16 protein-coding genes are annotated in these 17,374 nt (G+C 61.4%); 2 read left to right on the top strand and 14 right to left on the bottom strand.

The genetic code is table 11. From position 1 onward, the window contains the following. Positions 1-14 precede the first annotated feature (14 nt). Positions 15-1,196 (top strand): aminotransferase class V-fold PLP-dependent enzyme, encoded by a 1,182-nt coding sequence (locus K5E37_RS12460; protein WP_221533972.1) that lies wholly within the window; start codon positions 15-17, stop codon positions 1,194-1,196. On the opposite strand, the gene K5E37_RS12455 is transcribed toward K5E37_RS12460, so the two are convergent. From K5E37_RS12455 to zwf, 4 genes are all read right to left on the bottom strand, one after another. Continuing rightward, positions 1,193-1,909, bottom strand: coding sequence for an intradiol ring-cleavage dioxygenase (locus K5E37_RS12455; protein ID WP_085606566.1), 717 nt, complete (start codon positions 1,907-1,909; stop codon positions 1,193-1,195). The genes K5E37_RS12460 and K5E37_RS12455 overlap by 4 nt on opposite strands. A 200-nt stretch (positions 1,910-2,109) precedes the next feature. Further along, complete coding sequence (locus K5E37_RS12450; protein WP_064598929.1) at positions 2,110-2,775, bottom strand: bifunctional 4-hydroxy-2-oxoglutarate aldolase/2-dehydro-3-deoxy-phosphogluconate aldolase; 666 nt, start codon at positions 2,773-2,775, stop codon at positions 2,110-2,112. Positions 2,776-2,792: 17 nt separating this feature from the next. Next, complete coding sequence (gene pgl, locus K5E37_RS12445) at positions 2,793-3,506, bottom strand: 6-phosphogluconolactonase (RefSeq protein WP_221533971.1); 714 nt, start codon at positions 3,504-3,506, stop codon at positions 2,793-2,795. Continuing rightward, positions 3,493-4,959: a glucose-6-phosphate dehydrogenase gene (gene zwf, locus K5E37_RS12440; protein ID WP_011335604.1), complete on the bottom strand. Its 1,467-nt coding sequence runs from the start codon at positions 4,957-4,959 to the stop codon at positions 3,493-3,495. Before zwf ends, pgl begins: the two co-directional genes overlap by 14 nt. A 226-nt stretch (positions 4,960-5,185) precedes the next feature. On the opposite strand from zwf, the gene K5E37_RS12435 reads away from it, so the two are divergent. Further along, positions 5,186-6,046 carry a MurR/RpiR family transcriptional regulator gene (locus K5E37_RS12435; protein ID WP_169842436.1) on the top strand — a complete coding sequence of 287 codons (861 nt, stop codon included), beginning with the start codon at positions 5,186-5,188 and terminating at the stop codon, positions 6,044-6,046. Positions 6,047-6,181: 135 nt separating this feature from the next. On the opposite strand, the gene K5E37_RS12430 is transcribed toward K5E37_RS12435, so the two are convergent. The 10 genes from K5E37_RS12430 to K5E37_RS12385 form a co-directional block, all read right to left on the bottom strand. After that, positions 6,182-7,036: a D-hexose-6-phosphate mutarotase gene (locus K5E37_RS12430; RefSeq protein WP_221533970.1), complete on the bottom strand. Its 855-nt coding sequence runs from the start codon at positions 7,034-7,036 to the stop codon at positions 6,182-6,184. A 116-nt stretch (positions 7,037-7,152) separates the two neighbouring features. Next, entirely contained in the window at positions 7,153-8,499 is a 1,347-nt protein-coding gene (locus tag K5E37_RS12425) for a carbohydrate porin (protein ID WP_085606570.1), read from the bottom strand. Between the two features lie 132 nt (positions 8,500-8,631). Then, on the bottom strand, positions 8,632-9,792 hold the full coding sequence (locus tag K5E37_RS12420) for an ABC transporter ATP-binding protein (RefSeq protein ID WP_085606573.1): 1,161 nt from the start codon (positions 9,790-9,792) through the stop codon (positions 8,632-8,634). Positions 9,793-9,794: 2 nt separating this feature from the next. Then, positions 9,795-10,640 carry a carbohydrate ABC transporter permease gene (locus K5E37_RS12415; RefSeq protein WP_221533969.1) on the bottom strand — a complete coding sequence of 282 codons (846 nt, stop codon included), beginning with the start codon at positions 10,638-10,640 and terminating at the stop codon, positions 9,795-9,797. Beyond that, positions 10,633-11,541, bottom strand: a complete 909-nt coding sequence (locus K5E37_RS12410) for a carbohydrate ABC transporter permease (protein ID WP_007951166.1) — start codon at positions 11,539-11,541, stop codon at positions 10,633-10,635. The genes K5E37_RS12415 and K5E37_RS12410 overlap by 8 nt, the downstream gene beginning before the upstream one ends. Positions 11,542-11,634: 93 nt before the next feature. Further along, the gene (locus tag K5E37_RS12405) at positions 11,635-12,936 is read right to left on the bottom strand and encodes an ABC transporter substrate-binding protein (RefSeq protein WP_007951167.1); all 1,302 of its coding nucleotides are present in this window, start codon (positions 12,934-12,936) and stop codon (positions 11,635-11,637) included. A 118-nt stretch (positions 12,937-13,054) separates the two neighbouring features. Continuing rightward, the gene (locus K5E37_RS12400) at positions 13,055-14,314 is read right to left on the bottom strand and encodes an AGE family epimerase/isomerase (RefSeq protein ID WP_221533968.1); all 1,260 of its coding nucleotides are present in this window, start codon (positions 14,312-14,314) and stop codon (positions 13,055-13,057) included. Between the two features lie 104 nt (positions 14,315-14,418). Beyond that, on the bottom strand, positions 14,419-15,846 hold the full coding sequence (locus K5E37_RS12395) for an ATP-binding protein (RefSeq protein WP_170929387.1): 1,428 nt from the start codon (positions 15,844-15,846) through the stop codon (positions 14,419-14,421). A gap of 31 nt (positions 15,847-15,877) precedes the next feature. Then, the gene (locus K5E37_RS12390; protein ID WP_007951171.1) at positions 15,878-16,609 is read right to left on the bottom strand and encodes a response regulator; all 732 of its coding nucleotides are present in this window, start codon (positions 16,607-16,609) and stop codon (positions 15,878-15,880) included. Between the two features lie 157 nt (positions 16,610-16,766). Next, positions 16,767-17,374, bottom strand: a 608-nt coding sequence (locus tag K5E37_RS12385) for a glucokinase (protein WP_221533967.1), incomplete at its 5' end; no start/stop codon positions are given.

Genomic DNA, 17,374 nt, shown 5'->3' with positions numbered 1-17,374 from the left:
GAGTCGAGTCGACCATGCCCGATAACACCCGCCGCGCCCGAGACGAAGCCTTCTGGCAAACCTTCGCCGACCGTTACGACCGCCACCCCGGCCCCGTGAATCTGGAGAACGGTTACTTCGGTCGCATGTCGCGCACCGTGGTCGAGGAGTACCAGCGCAACATCGAGCTGATCAACAACAGCAACTCGATTTACGTGCGCCAGCGTTTCGAACAGCACGACAGCCTCGACATCCGCGCGCAACTGGCCGAGCTGATCGGCGTCCGCGCGCAAAGCGTGGCCTTCACTCACAACGCCACTGCCGGCCTGCAATCGCTGATCCGCAACTACAACCGCCTGCAGCCTGGCGATCAGGTGCTGATCTGCGATCTGGAGTACGACACGGTCAAGGGCGCCATGCGCTGGCTGGCAAAGCATCGCGGGGTCGAGGTGATCGAGATCGAGCACGCCTACCCCGCCACCTTCGACAGCCTGCTGGCCACTTACCGCGAAGCCTTCATCCGCTATCCGAAGCTCAAGCTGATGGCCCTGACCCACGTCACCCATCGCACAGGTCTGGTGATGCCGGTGCAGGCCATTGCCGCGCTGGCCAAGGAACACGGCGTCGATATCATCCTTGATGGCGCCCATGCCCTTGGCCAGATCGAGTTCGACCTGGAAGCGCTCGGCATCGCCTTCGCCGGGTACAACCTGCACAAGTGGATCGGCTCGCCGCTGACCCTCGGCTTTATCTACATCGCTCCACAGCGCCTGGCCGACATCGATCCGGACATGGGCGAGATGCATTTTTCGGCTGGCGACATCCGTTCGCGCACGCCTTACAGCACGCCGAACATTCCGGCGTTGATGACCCTGCCGTTGGTGTTAGAGGAACACCGCTCACTGGGTGGCGCGGCAGCCAAAGGCGCGCGGGTGAATTACCTGCGCAACCTGTGGGTGAGCGCCGTGCGCAATCTGCCGGGCATCGAAGTCACGACCCCGGACGATCCGCGCCTGTATTGCGGCATCACCTCCCTGCGCTTTACCCGTCATGCCGACCAGCAGGCGATGGTCGAACGCCTGCTCAACGACTACAACCTGTTCACCGTGGTGCGCAACGGCGCGGCTTGTGGGCCGTGCATCCGTATCACGCCGTCGCTGACCACGACGGCGGCGGAAATTCAGTCGCTGATTCTGGCGCTGAACGAACTGCGTTAAACCGTGTACTTGTCGAAGTCCTCGGGCTTGATCTGCGACGACACCGCAAAGGTGTCGATGCCGATCGTGAGGTGGCCGAAGTAACCGTCCTCGTGTGAATCGCGGCCGATCGGCCACACCGTCAGGGTCGACTCTTCGCCGCCCATGTTGGCGTAGTAGGCATCGTCGGCGTTGCACACCGGCAGCGAACTGCGCCCGCGATAGGCCTTGGCATTGAGCACGCCGCGAGAAACAACCTCCGGAAAATACAGCTGCCCGACCCAGGCCACATTGCGCTCCTCCAGGTACTCGTTGCCGGCGACGATACGCACCGCCACGTGAACATGCAGAGCACGCCCGGCATAGAAACCCGGGTAGATCGTGGTGAAGCGCACCCTGCCCTTGTGGTCGCTGAACTGGCCGCCGCGCAGGTAGGTGTCGTCGTCGGTTCGCGGGATCGAGCCGATGTCCTCGACGTCGACTTCCACGTCCGGATTGATCCGGCTCCAGCCGGAATACGCGCCACGTGCGTTGCAGTGCCAGATATCCACCAGCGCACCGCTGACCGGCTCGGCGGTCATGGCATCGACGATGGTCAGGCGCAGCAGCAGCGGCAGGCCTTCTGCGCCTTCGCTGATGTTGCGGCGCAGCAGTTTGGGATTGCGGAAATACGGCCCGGCGACTTGCTCGGGGGCCAGTTGATAAACCGATGGAGCTGAAGGCTGGTTATCCATGACGCGTTCTCTCTTCCTTAAGATGAACGCAGGTTAACGCCACACGCAAAGCCAGGTGCGGTAACTATGTATCTCCAAATAACGTATCTCCAGATAACGTATCTCGAGATAACGAAGTTTTTTGCGGGCAAAAAAAAAACGGTGCACCGACCAAGCGCACCGTAAAGCCGTAGAACACACAACGAAGTGTCAGTTGAAGATCAGTCCAGCAGCGCCAACGCCTCGGCGGTGCATTCCTGAATGCGGGCCCAGTCGCCGTTCTTGATCCACTCAGGATCGAGCATCCAGCTACCGCCCACGCACATGACGTTTTTCAGCGCCATGTAGCTCTTGATGTTGGCAGGGCCGACGCCGCCGGTCGGGCAGAATTTCACTTCGCCGAACGGGCCGCCAAGGGCCTTGATTGCCGCCACGCCACCGCTGACTTCAGCCGGGAACAGCTTGAAGCGGCGATAACCCAGGCCATAGCCCTCCATGATGCCGGAGGCATTGCTGATACCCGGCAGCAGCGGGATCGGGCTTTCGACGCTGGCTTCCAGCAGGTCGCGGGTGATGCCCGGAGTGACGATGAATTGCGAACCGGCGGCTTCAGCCGCGGCCAGCATGTTGCGGTCGAGTACGGTGCCGGCACCGGTCACCAGTTCCGGACGCTGTTCGCGCAGGATCTGGATCGCCTTGAGGCCGAACTGCGAACGCAGGGTCACTTCCAGCGCGGTCAGACCACCGGCGGCCAGGGCGTCGGCCAGCGGCAGCACGTCCTGTTCGCGGGCGATGGTGATCACCGGCAGGATCCGCGCCTTGGCGCAGAGGCTGTCGATCAGGGCAACTTTGTCCGCCATGGAAACGGTCGGGGATGGAATTGTCATAGCGGCTGTTCCTTGGCTCATGGGCACCAGTAAATCTCTAACGTAGGTTGCAGAAACGCGCGAACCGGCATGGCGGCGACGTCGTTGGATGCCAGTGCGGCATTCAGGGTGGTCAGTTTCGACTGACCGGAAATCGACAGAATCTTGTGCCGGGCCGAGGCCAGCAGTGCGCGGCTCATGGTCAGGCGCTGACGCGGCACGCTGGGCGCCAGCATCGGCCAGCAGCGACGGGTGCCGTCGGCTTGCAGGGCTTCGGCCAGGTTCGGGCTGTCCGGGAACAGCGACGCGGTGTGACCGTCATCGCCCATGCCCAGCACCAGCACGTCGATGGGCGGCAACTCGGCGAGCAAACGATCGGCCTGCTCCGCAGCCTGCTCGACGTTGACCGCCGCGCTGTAAAGGCTGAGGAACTGCGCCTTGGCCGCCGGGCCCTTGAGCAGATATTGCTTGAGCAGACCGGCGTTGCTGTCGGCGTGTTCGACCGGTACCCAGCGCTCGTCGGCCAGGGTCACGACGACCTTCGACCAGTCCAGTTCCTGCTTGGCCAGGTGCTGGAAAAACGCCACCGGGCTACGACCGCCGGACACCACCAGCACCGCATTGCCACGTGCCGCCAGCGCTTCGCTCAATTGCTTGGCGACATTCAGCGCCAGGCCTTCGGCGAGCAGCACCGGGCTCTTGAATTCGCGGGCATTCACGCCCTCGGGCAGTTTCACATCAGATATCGCCATACCACGACCTCCCGTCCCGCGTGATCAATGCAATGGAGCTCATCGGCCCCCACGACCCGGCCGCATACGGCTTGGGCGCGTCACCGGATTTTTTCCACCCGGCGATCAGCTGGTCACACCATTTCCACGCGGCTTCGATTTCATCTTTACGGACAAACAGGTTCTGATTGCCGTTCATCACTTCCAGCAACAACCGCTCGTAGGCATCGGGGATCCGAGCGCTGCGCCAGGTGTCGGAAAAATTCAGTTGCAGCGGGCCGCTGCGCAGTTGCATGCCCTTGTCCAGGCCTTGCTCCTTGGTCATCACGCGCAAGGAAATGCCTTCGTCCGGTTGCAAGCGGATGATCAGTTTGTTGCTGATCTGCAGGCGCTGCTCGGGGGCGAAGATGTAGTGAGACGGTTCCTTGAAGTGGATGACGATCTGCGACAGTTTCTGCGGCATGCGCTTGCCGGTACGCAGGTAGAACGGCACGCCGGCCCAGCGCCAGTTGCGGATGTCGGCACGCAGGGCAACGAAGGTTTCGGTGTCGCTCTGGGCGTTGGAATTCGGCTCTTCGAGGTAGCCTGGCACGGACTTGCCTTCGCTGTGCCCGGCGATGTACTGGCCGCGCACCACTTGCGTGGTCAGGCCTTCCGGGCTGATCGGCGCCAGGGCCTTGAGCACCTTGACCTTCTCGTCGCGGATGCTGTCAGCAGACAGGTCGGCCGGCGGGTCCATGGCGATCAGGCAGAGCAGTTGCAGCAGGTGGTTCTGGATCATGTCCCGCAGCTGACCGGCCTTGTCGAAGTAACCCCAGCGGCCTTCGATACCGACTTTCTCGGCCACGGTGATTTCCACGTGGGAGATGTAGTTCTGGTTCCACTGGGTTTCGAACAGGCTGTTGGCGAAACGCAAGGCGATCAGGTTCTGAACGGTTTCTTTGCCCAGGTAGTGGTCGATGCGGTAGGTGCGGTTCTCCGGGAAGAACTGCGCCACGGCGTCGTTGACCTTGCGCGAGGATTCCAGGTCGGAGCCGATCGGCTTTTCCAGCACCACGCGGGTGTTTTCCGCCAGACCGACGTTCGCCAGGTTCTCGCAGATCGCGCCGTACACCGCCGCCGGGGTGGCGAAGTAGGCAATCATGCGTTGCGTGCTGCCGGCCAGTTCGGCCAGCGCCACATAATCTTCAGCCTTGAGGAAGTCGACGTGCAGGTAGGTCAGACGCGCCAGAAAGCGCTCGGCCACGGCCTCGTCCAGTTCCTTGCCCACGTAACGACGCAGCTCGGCGGCGATGAACGCCAGGTGCTGCTGCTCGGTGCCCGCCTCACGGGCCAGTGCGATAATGCGCGTGTCCTCGTGCAGCAGGCCGGCGCCATCAAGGTGATAAAGGGCAGGAAACAGCTTGCGCAGGGCCAGATCGCCCAAGGCGCCGAACAAGGCGAAGGTGCACGGTTCAACCGTAATCGAAGGCATGATGTTTGTTCTTTTATCAAGTTAAGCTACAAATACCTTTTTTCAAGGCATCACTCAAGGGAAAATGTAGTAATAACCACAACATTTTCGCAAAATACAGATTCCGAGTGGTGGTCGATCGGAGCCATCAGTAGGATAGGCCACCGTCACGGGCCACATCAAAGGCCCAATTTGCATAGCCGCGCGCTTATCGGCGCCGGTGAATCTAGGAATTCTTATGGACCGCGTGCGAAATTTACTGGAACAGATCCAGAGTCGCCTTGAAGAGCTGAACAAGGCCGAACGCAAAGTCGCCGAAGTGATCCTGCTCAACCCACAGCAGGCCACCCGCTTCAGCATCGCCGCCCTCGCCCAGGCGGCGTCGGTCAGTGAACCGACGGTCAACCGTTTCTGCCGTTCATTCGGCGTCAGCGGCTACCCCGAACTCAAGCTGCAACTGGCCCAGAGCCTGGCCAGCGGCGCGGCGTATGTCAGCCGTGCAGTTGAAGCCGACGACAATCCCGAGGCCTATACGCAGAAGATTTTCGGCAGTGCAATCGCATCCCTGGACAGCGCGTGCCAGGCGCTGGACCCGAACCTGATCAGCCGCGCCGTCGACCTGTTGATCCAGGCCCGGCAGATTCACTTCTTCGGCCTCGGTGCTTCGGCTCCGGTGGCGCTGGATGCGCAGCACAAGTTCTTCCGCTTTAACCTGGCAGTCACTGCCCACGCCGATGTGCTGATGCAACGGATGATTGCTTCGGTGGCGCACACCGGCGAGCTGTTCGTGATCATTTCCTACACGGGCCGCACCCGCGAACTGGTGGAAGTGGCGCGCATCGCCCGCGAGAACGGCGCTTCGGTGCTGGGCCTGACGGCAGAGAATTCGCCGCTGGCCAAGGCCAGTACGCTGAGCCTGAATATTCCGCTGCCGGAAGACACCGACATCTATATGCCGATGACTTCGCGGATCATTCAGTTGACCGTGCTGGATGTACTGGCGACGGGGATGACATTGCGTCGCGGAGTGGATTTCCAGCCGCATTTGCGCAAGATCAAAGAGAGCTTGAATGCTAGCCGGTATCCGGTGGGTGACGAGTTCAACTGAAGATCCGAAGCCCCTCACCCTAGCCCGTTGATCGTTCCCACGCTCCGCGTGGGAATGCAGCCCGTGACGCTCCGCGTCACTGGACGCGGAGCGTCCCTAGAAGCATTCCCACGCAGAGCATGGGAACGATCATCGCTAGGCCCCAGCCCAAGCCTGCAAACTCAAATGCGCCTTCTCCCCCGGCGCCAGATGCAGGCTGTCAGTCCCGCCCGCCGCCGCTTCAACACAGACAAATTCCGAAATCTCATCCCAGCTCACGCCCAGTAACGGCCGCGCACCCGGATGCCACACCACGGTGTCCGCGCTGTCACCGGTATCGATGCACAACTCGCGCTGCCAGGCGTGATCCTTGAGCTGCAATTCGCCGTCGTGCTGGAACACGCGCTGACAGCCACCATCGACCCGCAACTCGCCTTCCTGCTGGCAAATCTCACGGTTCAACTGGTCGTAACCCTGCGCCCCTTCGAGCCCAGACAGCGCTATCTCACTCACGTCACCAATACGCCAGTAAGCGTGCAAAGCCTGGCTCAACTGGCACGGCATGTCGTCCTGATGCTCGGTGCTCAGGCGCAATTCCATGCGTTCGCCCAGGTGCGCGTGTAGGTCCACCTGCCAGTCGCACAGCTGCAATTGCCAATGCAGGCGCACGCCGTCCTCGGCGCTGCTGCTATCGAGCAGTTTCCAGTCCAGCAGTCGCGCCCAGCCGTGAGACGGCCACGCGTTTTCGCTCGGATGACGGCCATACCACGGCCAGCACACCGGCACGCCACCGCGAATCGCGCCGACATGCGGCCACTTCGCCGCGCACCACAACCACGGCTTTTGCCCACGTGGTTGAAAGTGCAGCAATTGCGCGCCCTGGCGACTGAACACCGCCTGACACAGCGGATGATCGATCACCAGCACATCGCGCATCTGATAGCGCTCCCAGGCGAACACCGGTCGTTCGCGCAAGGATTTGAAGAAGCGTTGCAGCGGATGCTCATGCATGGGCCACGGTTCCAGATTTAACTTTCATGGGCTGCGACACCCCTTTCCAAAAAAAAGCGGACAGCCTGGGCTGTCCGCAAATATGCGCACATAGAGAGGAGCTTATCGCAGACGCGTTAGAACGTAGACTGAATTTTCAGGCCAGCGACCAAAGCGTTATCCACTTCATCCACACCGCCCGGATGAGTGATGTATTGCAGGTTCGGGCGTACGGTCAGCCAGTTGGTCACGTGGAAGCCGTAGTTGATCTCGTAGTTGTATTCGGTTTCACGAATCGGCGAGAACACCGGATTGTCGTAGTCCGAAACACCGTTGGCGACGTTGAGCAGCTCGGCGTTTTTCTTCACGTCATTGTTGACGTGAATACGTGCCGCTCCGATACCGACGTCATCTTTCGGACGTGCGTCGAACGGGCCTTTGTACACAAACATCACGGACTGGTAGTTGTCGATGAAGTTGGTGTCCTTGTCGTGGAACGTGGCGTTGGCGGCAATGTTCAGACCACGGCTCTTGTCACCGTTGTGGCTGGTGAGTTGTTGCTGTGCAACGAACCAGTAACCGTGCTTGCTGCTGTGGGTGCGGTAGGCGTCACCGGTGGTTGCCGCGTCGAAACCGTTGACGTCTTCGCGAACGTCGTCGGCATCGGCCGTGCTTTTGTAGTAACCGACACGGTATTCGCCCGGCAGGCCGTTCGGGTTAGGCAACCAGACCAGCTCCACTGGCAACACGGTGCCTTTGGTGCCGCTGCCGCTCAGCTTGAAGCCGTTGCCGTGTTCCAGTTGCGACGGGTTCTGGTTGTACGCACCGATCTGCGCGTAGAGCTCGTCGTTGATGTTGTACTTGACGCGAATGGCCGCCTGGCTGACCGGCCAGTTGTACCAGATGTTGGTCGCCCAGTTACCCACTTGCGAACCGCAGAACGCCAGGTTCTGGAACTCGCACGGGAAGGTGTTGAAGTCTTCGCCTTCGCCGAAGTAACCGGCCTTGATGTCGAGCTTGTTGTCGAAGAACTGGTGTTTGATCCACAACTGGGTCAGACGCACCATGTGGCCACGACCGTAGACTTCCTGCGAGGAGCTCAGGGTGCCGGCACGCGGATCGCCAACACGGTCGTTGGAAATGTTGTAGCCGTTACGGTTGGTGAACTGGATCTTGGCCTGAGTGTTGTCCCAGCCCCACAGTTTTTGCAGATCCAGCGCCACGCCCAGACCGAACTGGTCGGCGTAACGCGCAGTCTTGTCGTCGTTGAAACCGCCGTGAAGGTTGCCGCCCACTTCACCGACGTAGTCCATCTTGATGTCGATACCCTGCTCGATCAGCTTGGTACGTTCGCCACCCCAGTCCCCGGTCATCCACTCCGAATCGGAGCTGAACGCGTCAGCCGCGTGGACGCTACCGGCCAGCATCATTGCCGCAATCGCCGACAACTGACCGATACGCTGAGCGTTGTTGTTCTTCTTCATCCCTACATCCTCGTTTTATTGTTATTAACTGTTCTTCTTATCTAACGCGGTTTACATCTGATGCGGCGCGCGACAGGCCACGCACCGCGTGCTCCCTGCGGAAACGGGCGAGCCCGCTCCCGCATTTGTAGATCAGCGACCCTTGAACTGGGCCACGTTGGCGCTGTGCGACTCGGTTTTCGGCAGGCCTGCAACCCCCAGGCGCTCACCGGACTTGGCGTCGAACAGCAGCACTTTCGACGGATCGAATTGCAGGGTCAGGGTTTCGCCCACCTGCGGCGCCACGTCCGGTGCCAGACGGCAGCAGACCTTGGTGTCGTTGAGGTTGACGAACACCAGGGTGTCCGGACCGGTCGGCTCGGTGACCTGCACTTCCGCCTTGATGCTCGGCAGGCCGTTGCCCTCGCCGTAGGCCAGCGCGATCTGCTCCGGGCGCAGGCCGAGGATCACTTCGCGGTCTTCGAGACCGGCGTCCTGCATCGCCATCGGCAATTCGCAACGGGCCTGGCCGCTGTCGAGCAGCGCCACCAGACGACCGTCCTTGCGTTGCAGGCGCAGCGGGATGAAGTTCATCGGCGGCGAACCGATGAAGCTCGCGACGAACAGGTTGGCCGGGTCGTTGTAGATCTCTTTCGGCGTACCGAACTGCTGGATGATCCCGTCCTTCATCACCGCCACTTTGTCGCCCAGGGTCATCGCTTCGATCTGGTCGTGGGTCACGTAGACCGTGGTGGTTTTCAGGCGCTGGTGCATCAGTTTCATTTCGGTGCGCATCTCGACACGCAGTTTGGCGTCGAGGTTGGACAGCGGTTCGTCGAACAGATAAATCTTCGGCCGACGCGCCAGGGCACGGCCCATCGCCACGCGCTGTTGCTGGCCGCCAGAGAGCTGGCCCGGCTTGCGATTGAGCAGGTGCTCGATCTGCAGCAGCTTGGCCACGCGGGCGACTTCTTCGTCGATCGCCGACTGGCTCATCTTGCGGATTTTCAGACCGAACTCGATGTTCTCGCGCACGCTCATGGTCGGGTACAGCGCGTAGGACTGGAACACCATGGCGATGTCGCGATCTTTCGGGCTCATGCCGCTGACGTCCTGGTCACCGATCATGATCGCGCCGCCAGTGATGGTTTCCAGACCGGCGATGCAGTTCATCAGGGTCGACTTGCCGCAGCCCGAGGGCCCGACGAGGATCAGGAACTCACCGTCCTTGATCGACAGTTCGATGTTCTTCAGGGTGTCCGGCAGGCCGGTACCGTAGGTCTTGTTTACATTGCGAAGTTCGAGCGTAGCCATGATTACCCCTTGACTGCGCCGGCCGTCAGCCCGCGCACGAAATACTTGCCTGCGACCACATAGACCAGCAGGGTCGGCAGCCCGGCGATCATCGCCGCCGCCATATCCACGTTGTATTCCTTGGCCCCGGTGCTCGTGTTGACCAGGTTGTTCAGCGCCACCGTGATCGGTTGCGAATCACCGCTGGAGAACACCACGCCGAACAGGAAGTCGTTCCAGATCTGGGTGAACTGCCAGATCAGGCAGACCATGATGATCGGGGTGGACATCGGCAGGATGATCTGGCGGAAGATCGTGAAGAACCCCGCGCCATCGAGACGTGCCGCCTTGATCAGCGCATCCGGAATGCTCACGTAGTAGTTACGGAAGAACAGCGTGGTGAACGCCAAGCCGTAGACCACATGGATGAACACCAGGCCGGTGGTGGTGCTCGCCAGCCCCATCTTGCCGAGGGTGAACGACGCCGGCAGCAACACGGTCTGGAACGGCAGGAAGCAGCCGAACAACAGCAGACCGAAGAACAACTGCGAACCGCGGAAGCGCCAGAACGACAGCACATAACCGTTCAACGCACCGATGGCGGTGGAGATGATCACGGCCGGAACGGTGATCTTGATCGAATTCCAGAAGTAGCCGTCAACGGTGGCCCAGGCTTTCACCCAGCCGATGCCGCTGACCACGGTCGGCCAGCTCAGCAGGTTGCCGGTGGTGATGTCTTCCGGGGTCTTGAAGCTGGTCAGCAGCATGACCACCAGCGGTACCAGGTACAGCAGAACCGCAAGGATCAGCACCGCGTAGATCGCGATGCGACTCAGGCTGATGGCCGGTTTGGAGGCGAGACTAGTCATGACGCTTGGTCCTCAGCTCGGAGTACAGGTAAGGCACGATGATCGCGAGGATCGCACCGAGCATCAGGATTGCACTGGCCGAGCCCATGCCCATCTGTCCACGGCTGAAGGTGAACGAGTACATGAACATCGCCGGCAAATCGGAGGAATAACCCGGGCCGCCGGCCGTCATGGCCGCCACCAGGTCGAAGCTCTTGATCGCGATGTGCGCCAGGATCATCACCGCACTGAAGAACACCGGACGCAGGCTTGGCAGCACCACTTTCCAGTAGATGCGCGGCATGCTCGCGCCGTCGATCTGGGCGGCACGGATGATCGACTGATCAACGCCACGCAAACCGGCGAGGAACATCGCCATGATGAAGCCCGAGGCTTGCCAGACCGCCGCGATCACCAGGCAATACACCACGCGATCCGGGTCGATCAGCCAGTCGAGACGGAAGCCTTCCCAGCCCCAGTCCCGCAGCAATTTGTCCAGGCCCATGCCCGGGTTGAGCAGCCATTTCCACGCCGTACCGGTCACGATCATCGAGAGCGCCATCGGGTACAGGTAAATGGTGCGGATAAAGCCTTCTCGACGGATTTTCTGGTCGAGGAAAATCGCCAGTGTCACGCCGATTACGAGGGTGATGCCGATGAACATGCCGCCGAACACGGCCAGGTTCTTGCTCGCCACCCACCAGCGATCGTTGTCGAACAGGCGCTCGTATTGCGCCAGGCCTGCCCACTTGTAGTTCGGCAGGAAGGTCGACGTGGTGAACGACAGGACAAACGTCCAGAGGATATAGCCATAGAAGCCCACCAGAACGATGAACATGCTCGGCGCCAGCACCAGTTTCGGTAGCCAGCGCTGCAATGCGTCGAACGGCGAGGCCTTGCTGAACACAGCAACAGAACTCATGGGAAGATCCAGTAAAGAAGATGAAGGACCGCTGCAAACTGCAGGCTTCAGGCCGATGCGCGACCTGAAGCTTGCAGCTGCTCTACGCTGGTGTTACTTGGCAGCCTTGATGGCAGTGCCGAGTTTCTTGGCAGCGTCGGCCGGGTCGGCTTTCGGGTCGTTGATGTAGTTGGTCACGACATCAAAGAACGCGCCCTGCACTGCCAGCGTGGTCGCCATGTTGTGCGCCATGCTCGGTTGCAGGCCGCCGTTCTTGGCGTCTGCCAGGAAGTCCTTGGCAGCGGTCTGGGCGCAGGAGTCGAAACCGTACTTGCCCATGTCGGCGAGCATGTCGTTACGCACCGGGATCGAGCCCTTGTTGATGCTGAAGACTTTCTGGAAGTTTTCACCCAGCACGACTTTGGCGATGTCCTGCTGACCGGCCGCGGTGCCCGCGTCCTTCTGCTTGAACACGGCCAGCGAGTCGATGTTGTAGGTGAACGCCTTGTCGGTGCCCGGGAACGCTACGCACTCGTAGTCCTTGCCGGCGACTTTCTTGGCGGCGGTCCATTCGGACTTGGCCCAGTCACCCATGATCTGCATGCCGGCCTTGCCGTTGATGACCTTGGCCGCTTCCAGGTTCCAGTCCTGGCCTTTGCCGTCCTGGTCCATGTAGGTCGCGACTTTCTTCAGCTCGGTCAGGGCCTTGACCATTTCCGGGCCGGTCAGGGCAGCGTTGTCCAGGTCGACCAGGGCTTTCTTGTAACCATCAACGCCCATCACCGACAGCACGACCGCTTCGAACACGGTGCTGTCCTGCCATGGCTGACCGCCGTGAGCCAGCGGGATGAAGCCCGCAGCCTTCAGTTTGTCGCCGGCGGCGTAGAATTCTTCGAGGGTGGTCGGGGCTTTTTCGATACCGGCTTTCTTGAAGACTTCCGGGTTGATCCACAGCCAGTTCACGCGGTGAATGTTCACCGGTACGGCCACGTAATCACCTTCGAACTTCACGGTGTCGGAGACTTTCTTGTCGAGCAGGCTGTCCCACTTCTCGGACTTGGAAACGTCTTTCAGGACGTCGGTGTCGAGCAGACCGGTCGACGCCCATTCCTGGATGTCCGGGCCTTTGATCTGGGCAACGCCCGGAGGGTTGCCGGCTACCGCGCGGCTTTTCAGCACGGTCATGGCAGTCGCACCGCCACCGCCGGCGACAGCGCCGTCTTTCCAGGTGAAACCGTCTTTCTCGACTTGTGCCTTGAGCACATCGACGGCAGCTTTTTCGCCACCGGACGTCCACCAATGCACGACTTCCACCGAACCTTTGGATTCGGCAGCGGAAACACTCAGGGGCAGCACAGCGAGCGGGAACAGGGAGGCGACAGAAATGACAGTAGCGAGGCGAGAAATCGCATTCATCTGAGATGTACCTTTCTTGTTGTTATGCATGCAAGTCTGGTGCTTGCGCTGCACACGAGTTTAAACAGAGCGTTTCCCCTCGCAGGTAACGAAGGGACGCGCGAATGTCACCACATGGTTACACAGGAACGCTTCGGGACAGGTGTGCCAGAGCACTGGCCATGCTCGGCGCCAGCGGCAGACGCGGAATCAGAACGGCCTGCCAGGCGTGGTACAGATCCGGTTTGCCCGCCCAGATATCGGCACTCGGGCGGTTCTGCGGGTCGAGTTCGTGGTGCCAGCTGCCGTCGCAGCGATCCATGAAATACGTTTCGCAAAATTCCCAGAACAGGCGATACCAGCTTTCGTACTGCGCATCGCCGGTGCGTTTGAGCAAGGCACTGGCGGCAGCGCTGGCCTCGGCGTGAGTCCAGTGCAGGCGATGACGCACCACCGCTTTATTGTTCCAGTCGAGGGTGTAGACGATGCCCGGCGCGCCATCGACGTCCCAGCCATGGCGGCAGTTTTGTTCGAACAGCTTTTGCGCGTCGGTGGCCAGCCAGCCGGGCGTGAGCATGCCGGCCTGAACCCGCGCGGCCTCGAGGTGCAGCAACAGCCGCGCCCACTCGAACCCATGGCCCGGCGTGGTGCCGTAGGGACGGAAACCGTCGGCGGGATTGTCATGGTTGTATTCGCGCAGCGGCTGCCAGTCGCGGTCGAAATGCTCGATCACCAGGTAATCGTTGGCGGCGGCGTGACCGTGAATCACCCGTTCGACGATACGTTGCGCACGCACCAGCCAGCGCGGGTCTTGGGTGACATCGGCCAAAGCGAGGAAGGCTTCGGTGGCGTGCATGTTGCTGTTGGCGCCGCGATAGGCTTCTTCTTCGCGCCAGTCGCGATTGAAGAATTCGCGCATGGCGCCCTCTTCTTCGCTCCAGAAATACGTGTCGATGATGTCGATGGCGTCATCCAGCAATGCCTGCGCACCGGGGCGTTGCGCGACCACCGCAGAACTCGCTGCCAGGGCGACGAAAGCATGCAGATAAGCGTTCTTGCCGGTGTTGCCGTCACGGTGTTCAGCGACGGCAAACCAGCCACCGTGCAGCGCGTCGCGCAACGGGCCGCGCAGGGCCGCAATGCCGTGATCGACCAGCTCGGCGAATCCCGGCAGACCCTGAATGTGGGCCATGGCGAAGCTGTGGGTCATGCGCGCGGTGTTCATGGTTTCGGCTTGCGCGCCGGCCTGAAGCTGGCCGCGCTCATCGAGATTGCCGAAGCCTTCGGGCAACCGTGAAGCCTTGGCAAATGCCAGCAGGCGCAGGCCTTCGTCGGCGAGCCATTGCTGGTGGGCAGGGGCGTTCAGCCAACTGCTGAAGCCCGGATTGAAATGATCCATGGGTGGCCTTTTTTGTTGTTATGACTGCGGGCAGTCTAAACAACGGGCCGGGAGGGGCTTGTAACGAAGGGGGCGGGTTTTGTCACTGACCGGTGACATTCAGATCAATCCGCCGAACGCGGCAATTGCAGAGTTACGCGCAGCCCACCCTCACGCAAATTCTGCAACGTCACCTCCCCTCCATGGCTATGGGCAATGTTGCGGGCGATCCCCAAACCGAGACCGTAACCCTGCTGCTGCCCCGCCAACCGAAAATGCGGCTCGAACACCTGCTCCAACCGCTGCTCCGGCACCCCCGGACCTTCATCGTCGACATGCAGCACAAACGCGCTGTCATCGTCATCGATGTGCAAATGCGCGTTCTGGCCGTACTTCAACGCGTTGTCGATCAAATTGCCGATGCAGCGCTTGAGCGCCAACGGCTTGCCCGGATACGCCGCCAGCGCCCGCCCCTGCTGGGTCACGCGACCATTGCCGTTGGGCGCCAGATACGGTTCCACCAGGCAGTCAAGCACATGGTTCAGATCCACCGGCTCGATGTTTTCGTGGATGTCGGTGTCCTTCACGCATTGCAGCGCGCCTTTGACCAGCAACTCCAACTCGTCCAGATCACGGCCGAACTTGGTCTGCAATTTTTCGTCTTCCAGCAGTTCGACCCGCAAACGCAGACGGGTGATCGGTGTACGCAGGTCGTGGGAAATCGCGCTGAACAACTGACTACGCTCGGTCAGGTAACGGCTGATGCGTTCGCGCATGGTGTTGAACGCGCGCCCCACTTCCACCACTTCACTGCCGCCGCCCTCGGCCACCGGCTCGACGTCGGCGCCCAGCGACAAGTCCCGCGCGGCCCGCGCCAGACGCTTGAGCGGCCGGCTCTGCCAGTGCACCAGCAGGCCGATGAACAACAGCAGAAAACCGCTGGTGAAGACGATGAACCACACCTGCTGAGTCGGCAGGCCCTGCTCTTCAAGACTGGTGTAGGGCTCTGGCAGCAGCGAGGCGATGTACAGCCATTCACCGGGCGCCAACTGAATCTGGGTCACCAGCACCGGCGGATTCACCGGCTCCAGGGTCAGCGCGTAATGCGCCCAGGAGCGAGGCAACTCATCGAGTTTCAACCCGGCGTTGAAGATCCGCAGGTCATCGGGGCTGACGAAGGTCACCAGGATGTCGGTGTCCTGGCCCAGCGACTGGCGCAGCACTTCATCCACCGCTTTCAACACCGCCGCCTTGCGCGGCGTCACCGGCAGCACTTCCATGCCCAGCGGTTTGTCATTCAGTGTCACCACAAAACGCGTGCCGCCCATGCTGCGCAACTGATCGAGCACCAGTGGTCGATAGGCCACCGGCAACGAGCGGAAGTAACTGACGCTGGCGGTCATCGAATGGGCGAGGCTGCGGGCGCTGGTGACCAGGCCTTCGAGCTGGGTCGCGCGCAATTGGGACACCCAGATCACGCTGGACAGCGTCTGGGCGAACAACACCGCGAGCAGCGTTAGCAGCAACATCCGCCCGAGCAGCGAACGCGGCATCGGCACTTTGCGCGCGGTGGTGCGCAGGAACTCAGTGACCATTGCCGGCAACCACATTGGCTGCCAGCTGGTAGCCGCTGCCACGCACGGTGCGGATCAGGCGCGGAGGCTTTTCGGTGTCGCGCAGACGCTGGCGCAAACGGCTGACGGCCATGTCGACGATGCGGTCGAGGGGCATCAGGTCGCGGCCACGGGTGGCGTTGCCGATGGTGTCGCGGTCGAGGATTTGCTGGGGGTGATCGAGGAACAGTTTCAACAGGGCGAAGTCGGCGCCGGACAGAATCACTTCCTCGCCGTCGGTGTGGAACAGCCGATGGCTGACCATGTCCAGTCGCCACTCATCGAACGCCAGCACTTCACTGCCGCCGCGTTCCTGACCGAATTGGGCGCGACGCAGCAAGGCCTTGATCCGGGCTTGCAGTTCGCGGGGGCTGAAAGGTTTGCCGAGGTAATCGTCGGCGCCGAGTTCCAGGCCGATGACCCGGTCGGCTTCGTCGGAACTGGCGGTGAGCATGATGATCGGCACCTGGGCCTGACGCGGATGCTGACGCACCCAGCGACACAGGCTGAAGCCGTCTTCATCGGGCAGCATCACATCGAGGATCACCAGATCGCTCGGCGCTTCGTTCAGCGCCTGACGAAAACCGGCGCCATCCGCCGTGGCCCGTACCTGAAAACCCGCGCGGGTCAGGTAGGTTTCCAGCAACTCGCGTATCTCCTGGTCGTCATCGACCAACAAAATCGACTTGTTGACTGAGCTCACTTCGAAGGCATCCTTGTTGTTGGAATTGGGCGGATTATGCCTGATGTGTAGACCGATCGTTCCCACGCTCTGCGTGGGAATGTATCAAGGGACGCTCCGCGTCCAGTGACGCGGAGCGTCACGGGCTGCATTCCCACGCAGAGCGTGGGAACGATCTTCAGCCTTCCTGTTCGAGCGCGACTCCTGCACCGACGAGCCCCGAGTAAGGCGCCGTCACCAGCCACACAGGAATCCCCTTGAAGTAATCGCTCATGCAGCCCTTGTCGGCGAAGCTGCGGGCGAAACCGCTTTCGAGGAAGAAATCGGCGAAACGCGGAATCACGCCGCCCACGATGTACACCCCGCCACGGCCGCCAGTGGTCAGCACATTGTTGCCGGCCACGCGACCGAGCCAGCAGCAGAACTGCTCCAGCACTTCCAGGGCGATCGGGTCGCCTGCAAGTCCCGCCGCCGTGATTGCTTCCGGCGTATCGAGTTTCGGTTCATGACCATCCACCGCGCAGATCGCCCGGTAGACCCGCGGCAAGCCGCCGCCGCTCAACGCGGTTTCCGCGCTGACATGGCCGATTTCGTTGTGGATGTGTTGCCAGAGCTGGGTTTCACGCGGACTGCTCAGCGGCAGATCGACGTGGCCGCCCTCGCCCGGCAACGCGGCAAACCGCCCTTCACCCAGATCAAGCAAGGTACCGACGCCCAGACCAGTGCCCGGGCCGATCACCACTGCCGGGCGCAATGGCTCCGGCGTGCCTTCGCAGACCACGCGGA

This window comes from Pseudomonas sp. RIT778, from assembly GCF_019718735.1.
GTDB lineage: Bacteria > Pseudomonadota > Gammaproteobacteria > Pseudomonadales > Pseudomonadaceae > Aquipseudomonas > Aquipseudomonas aphyarum.
Note: the sequence above shows the minus strand (reverse complement) of the source record. Positions and strands in the feature narration are given on the sequence as shown.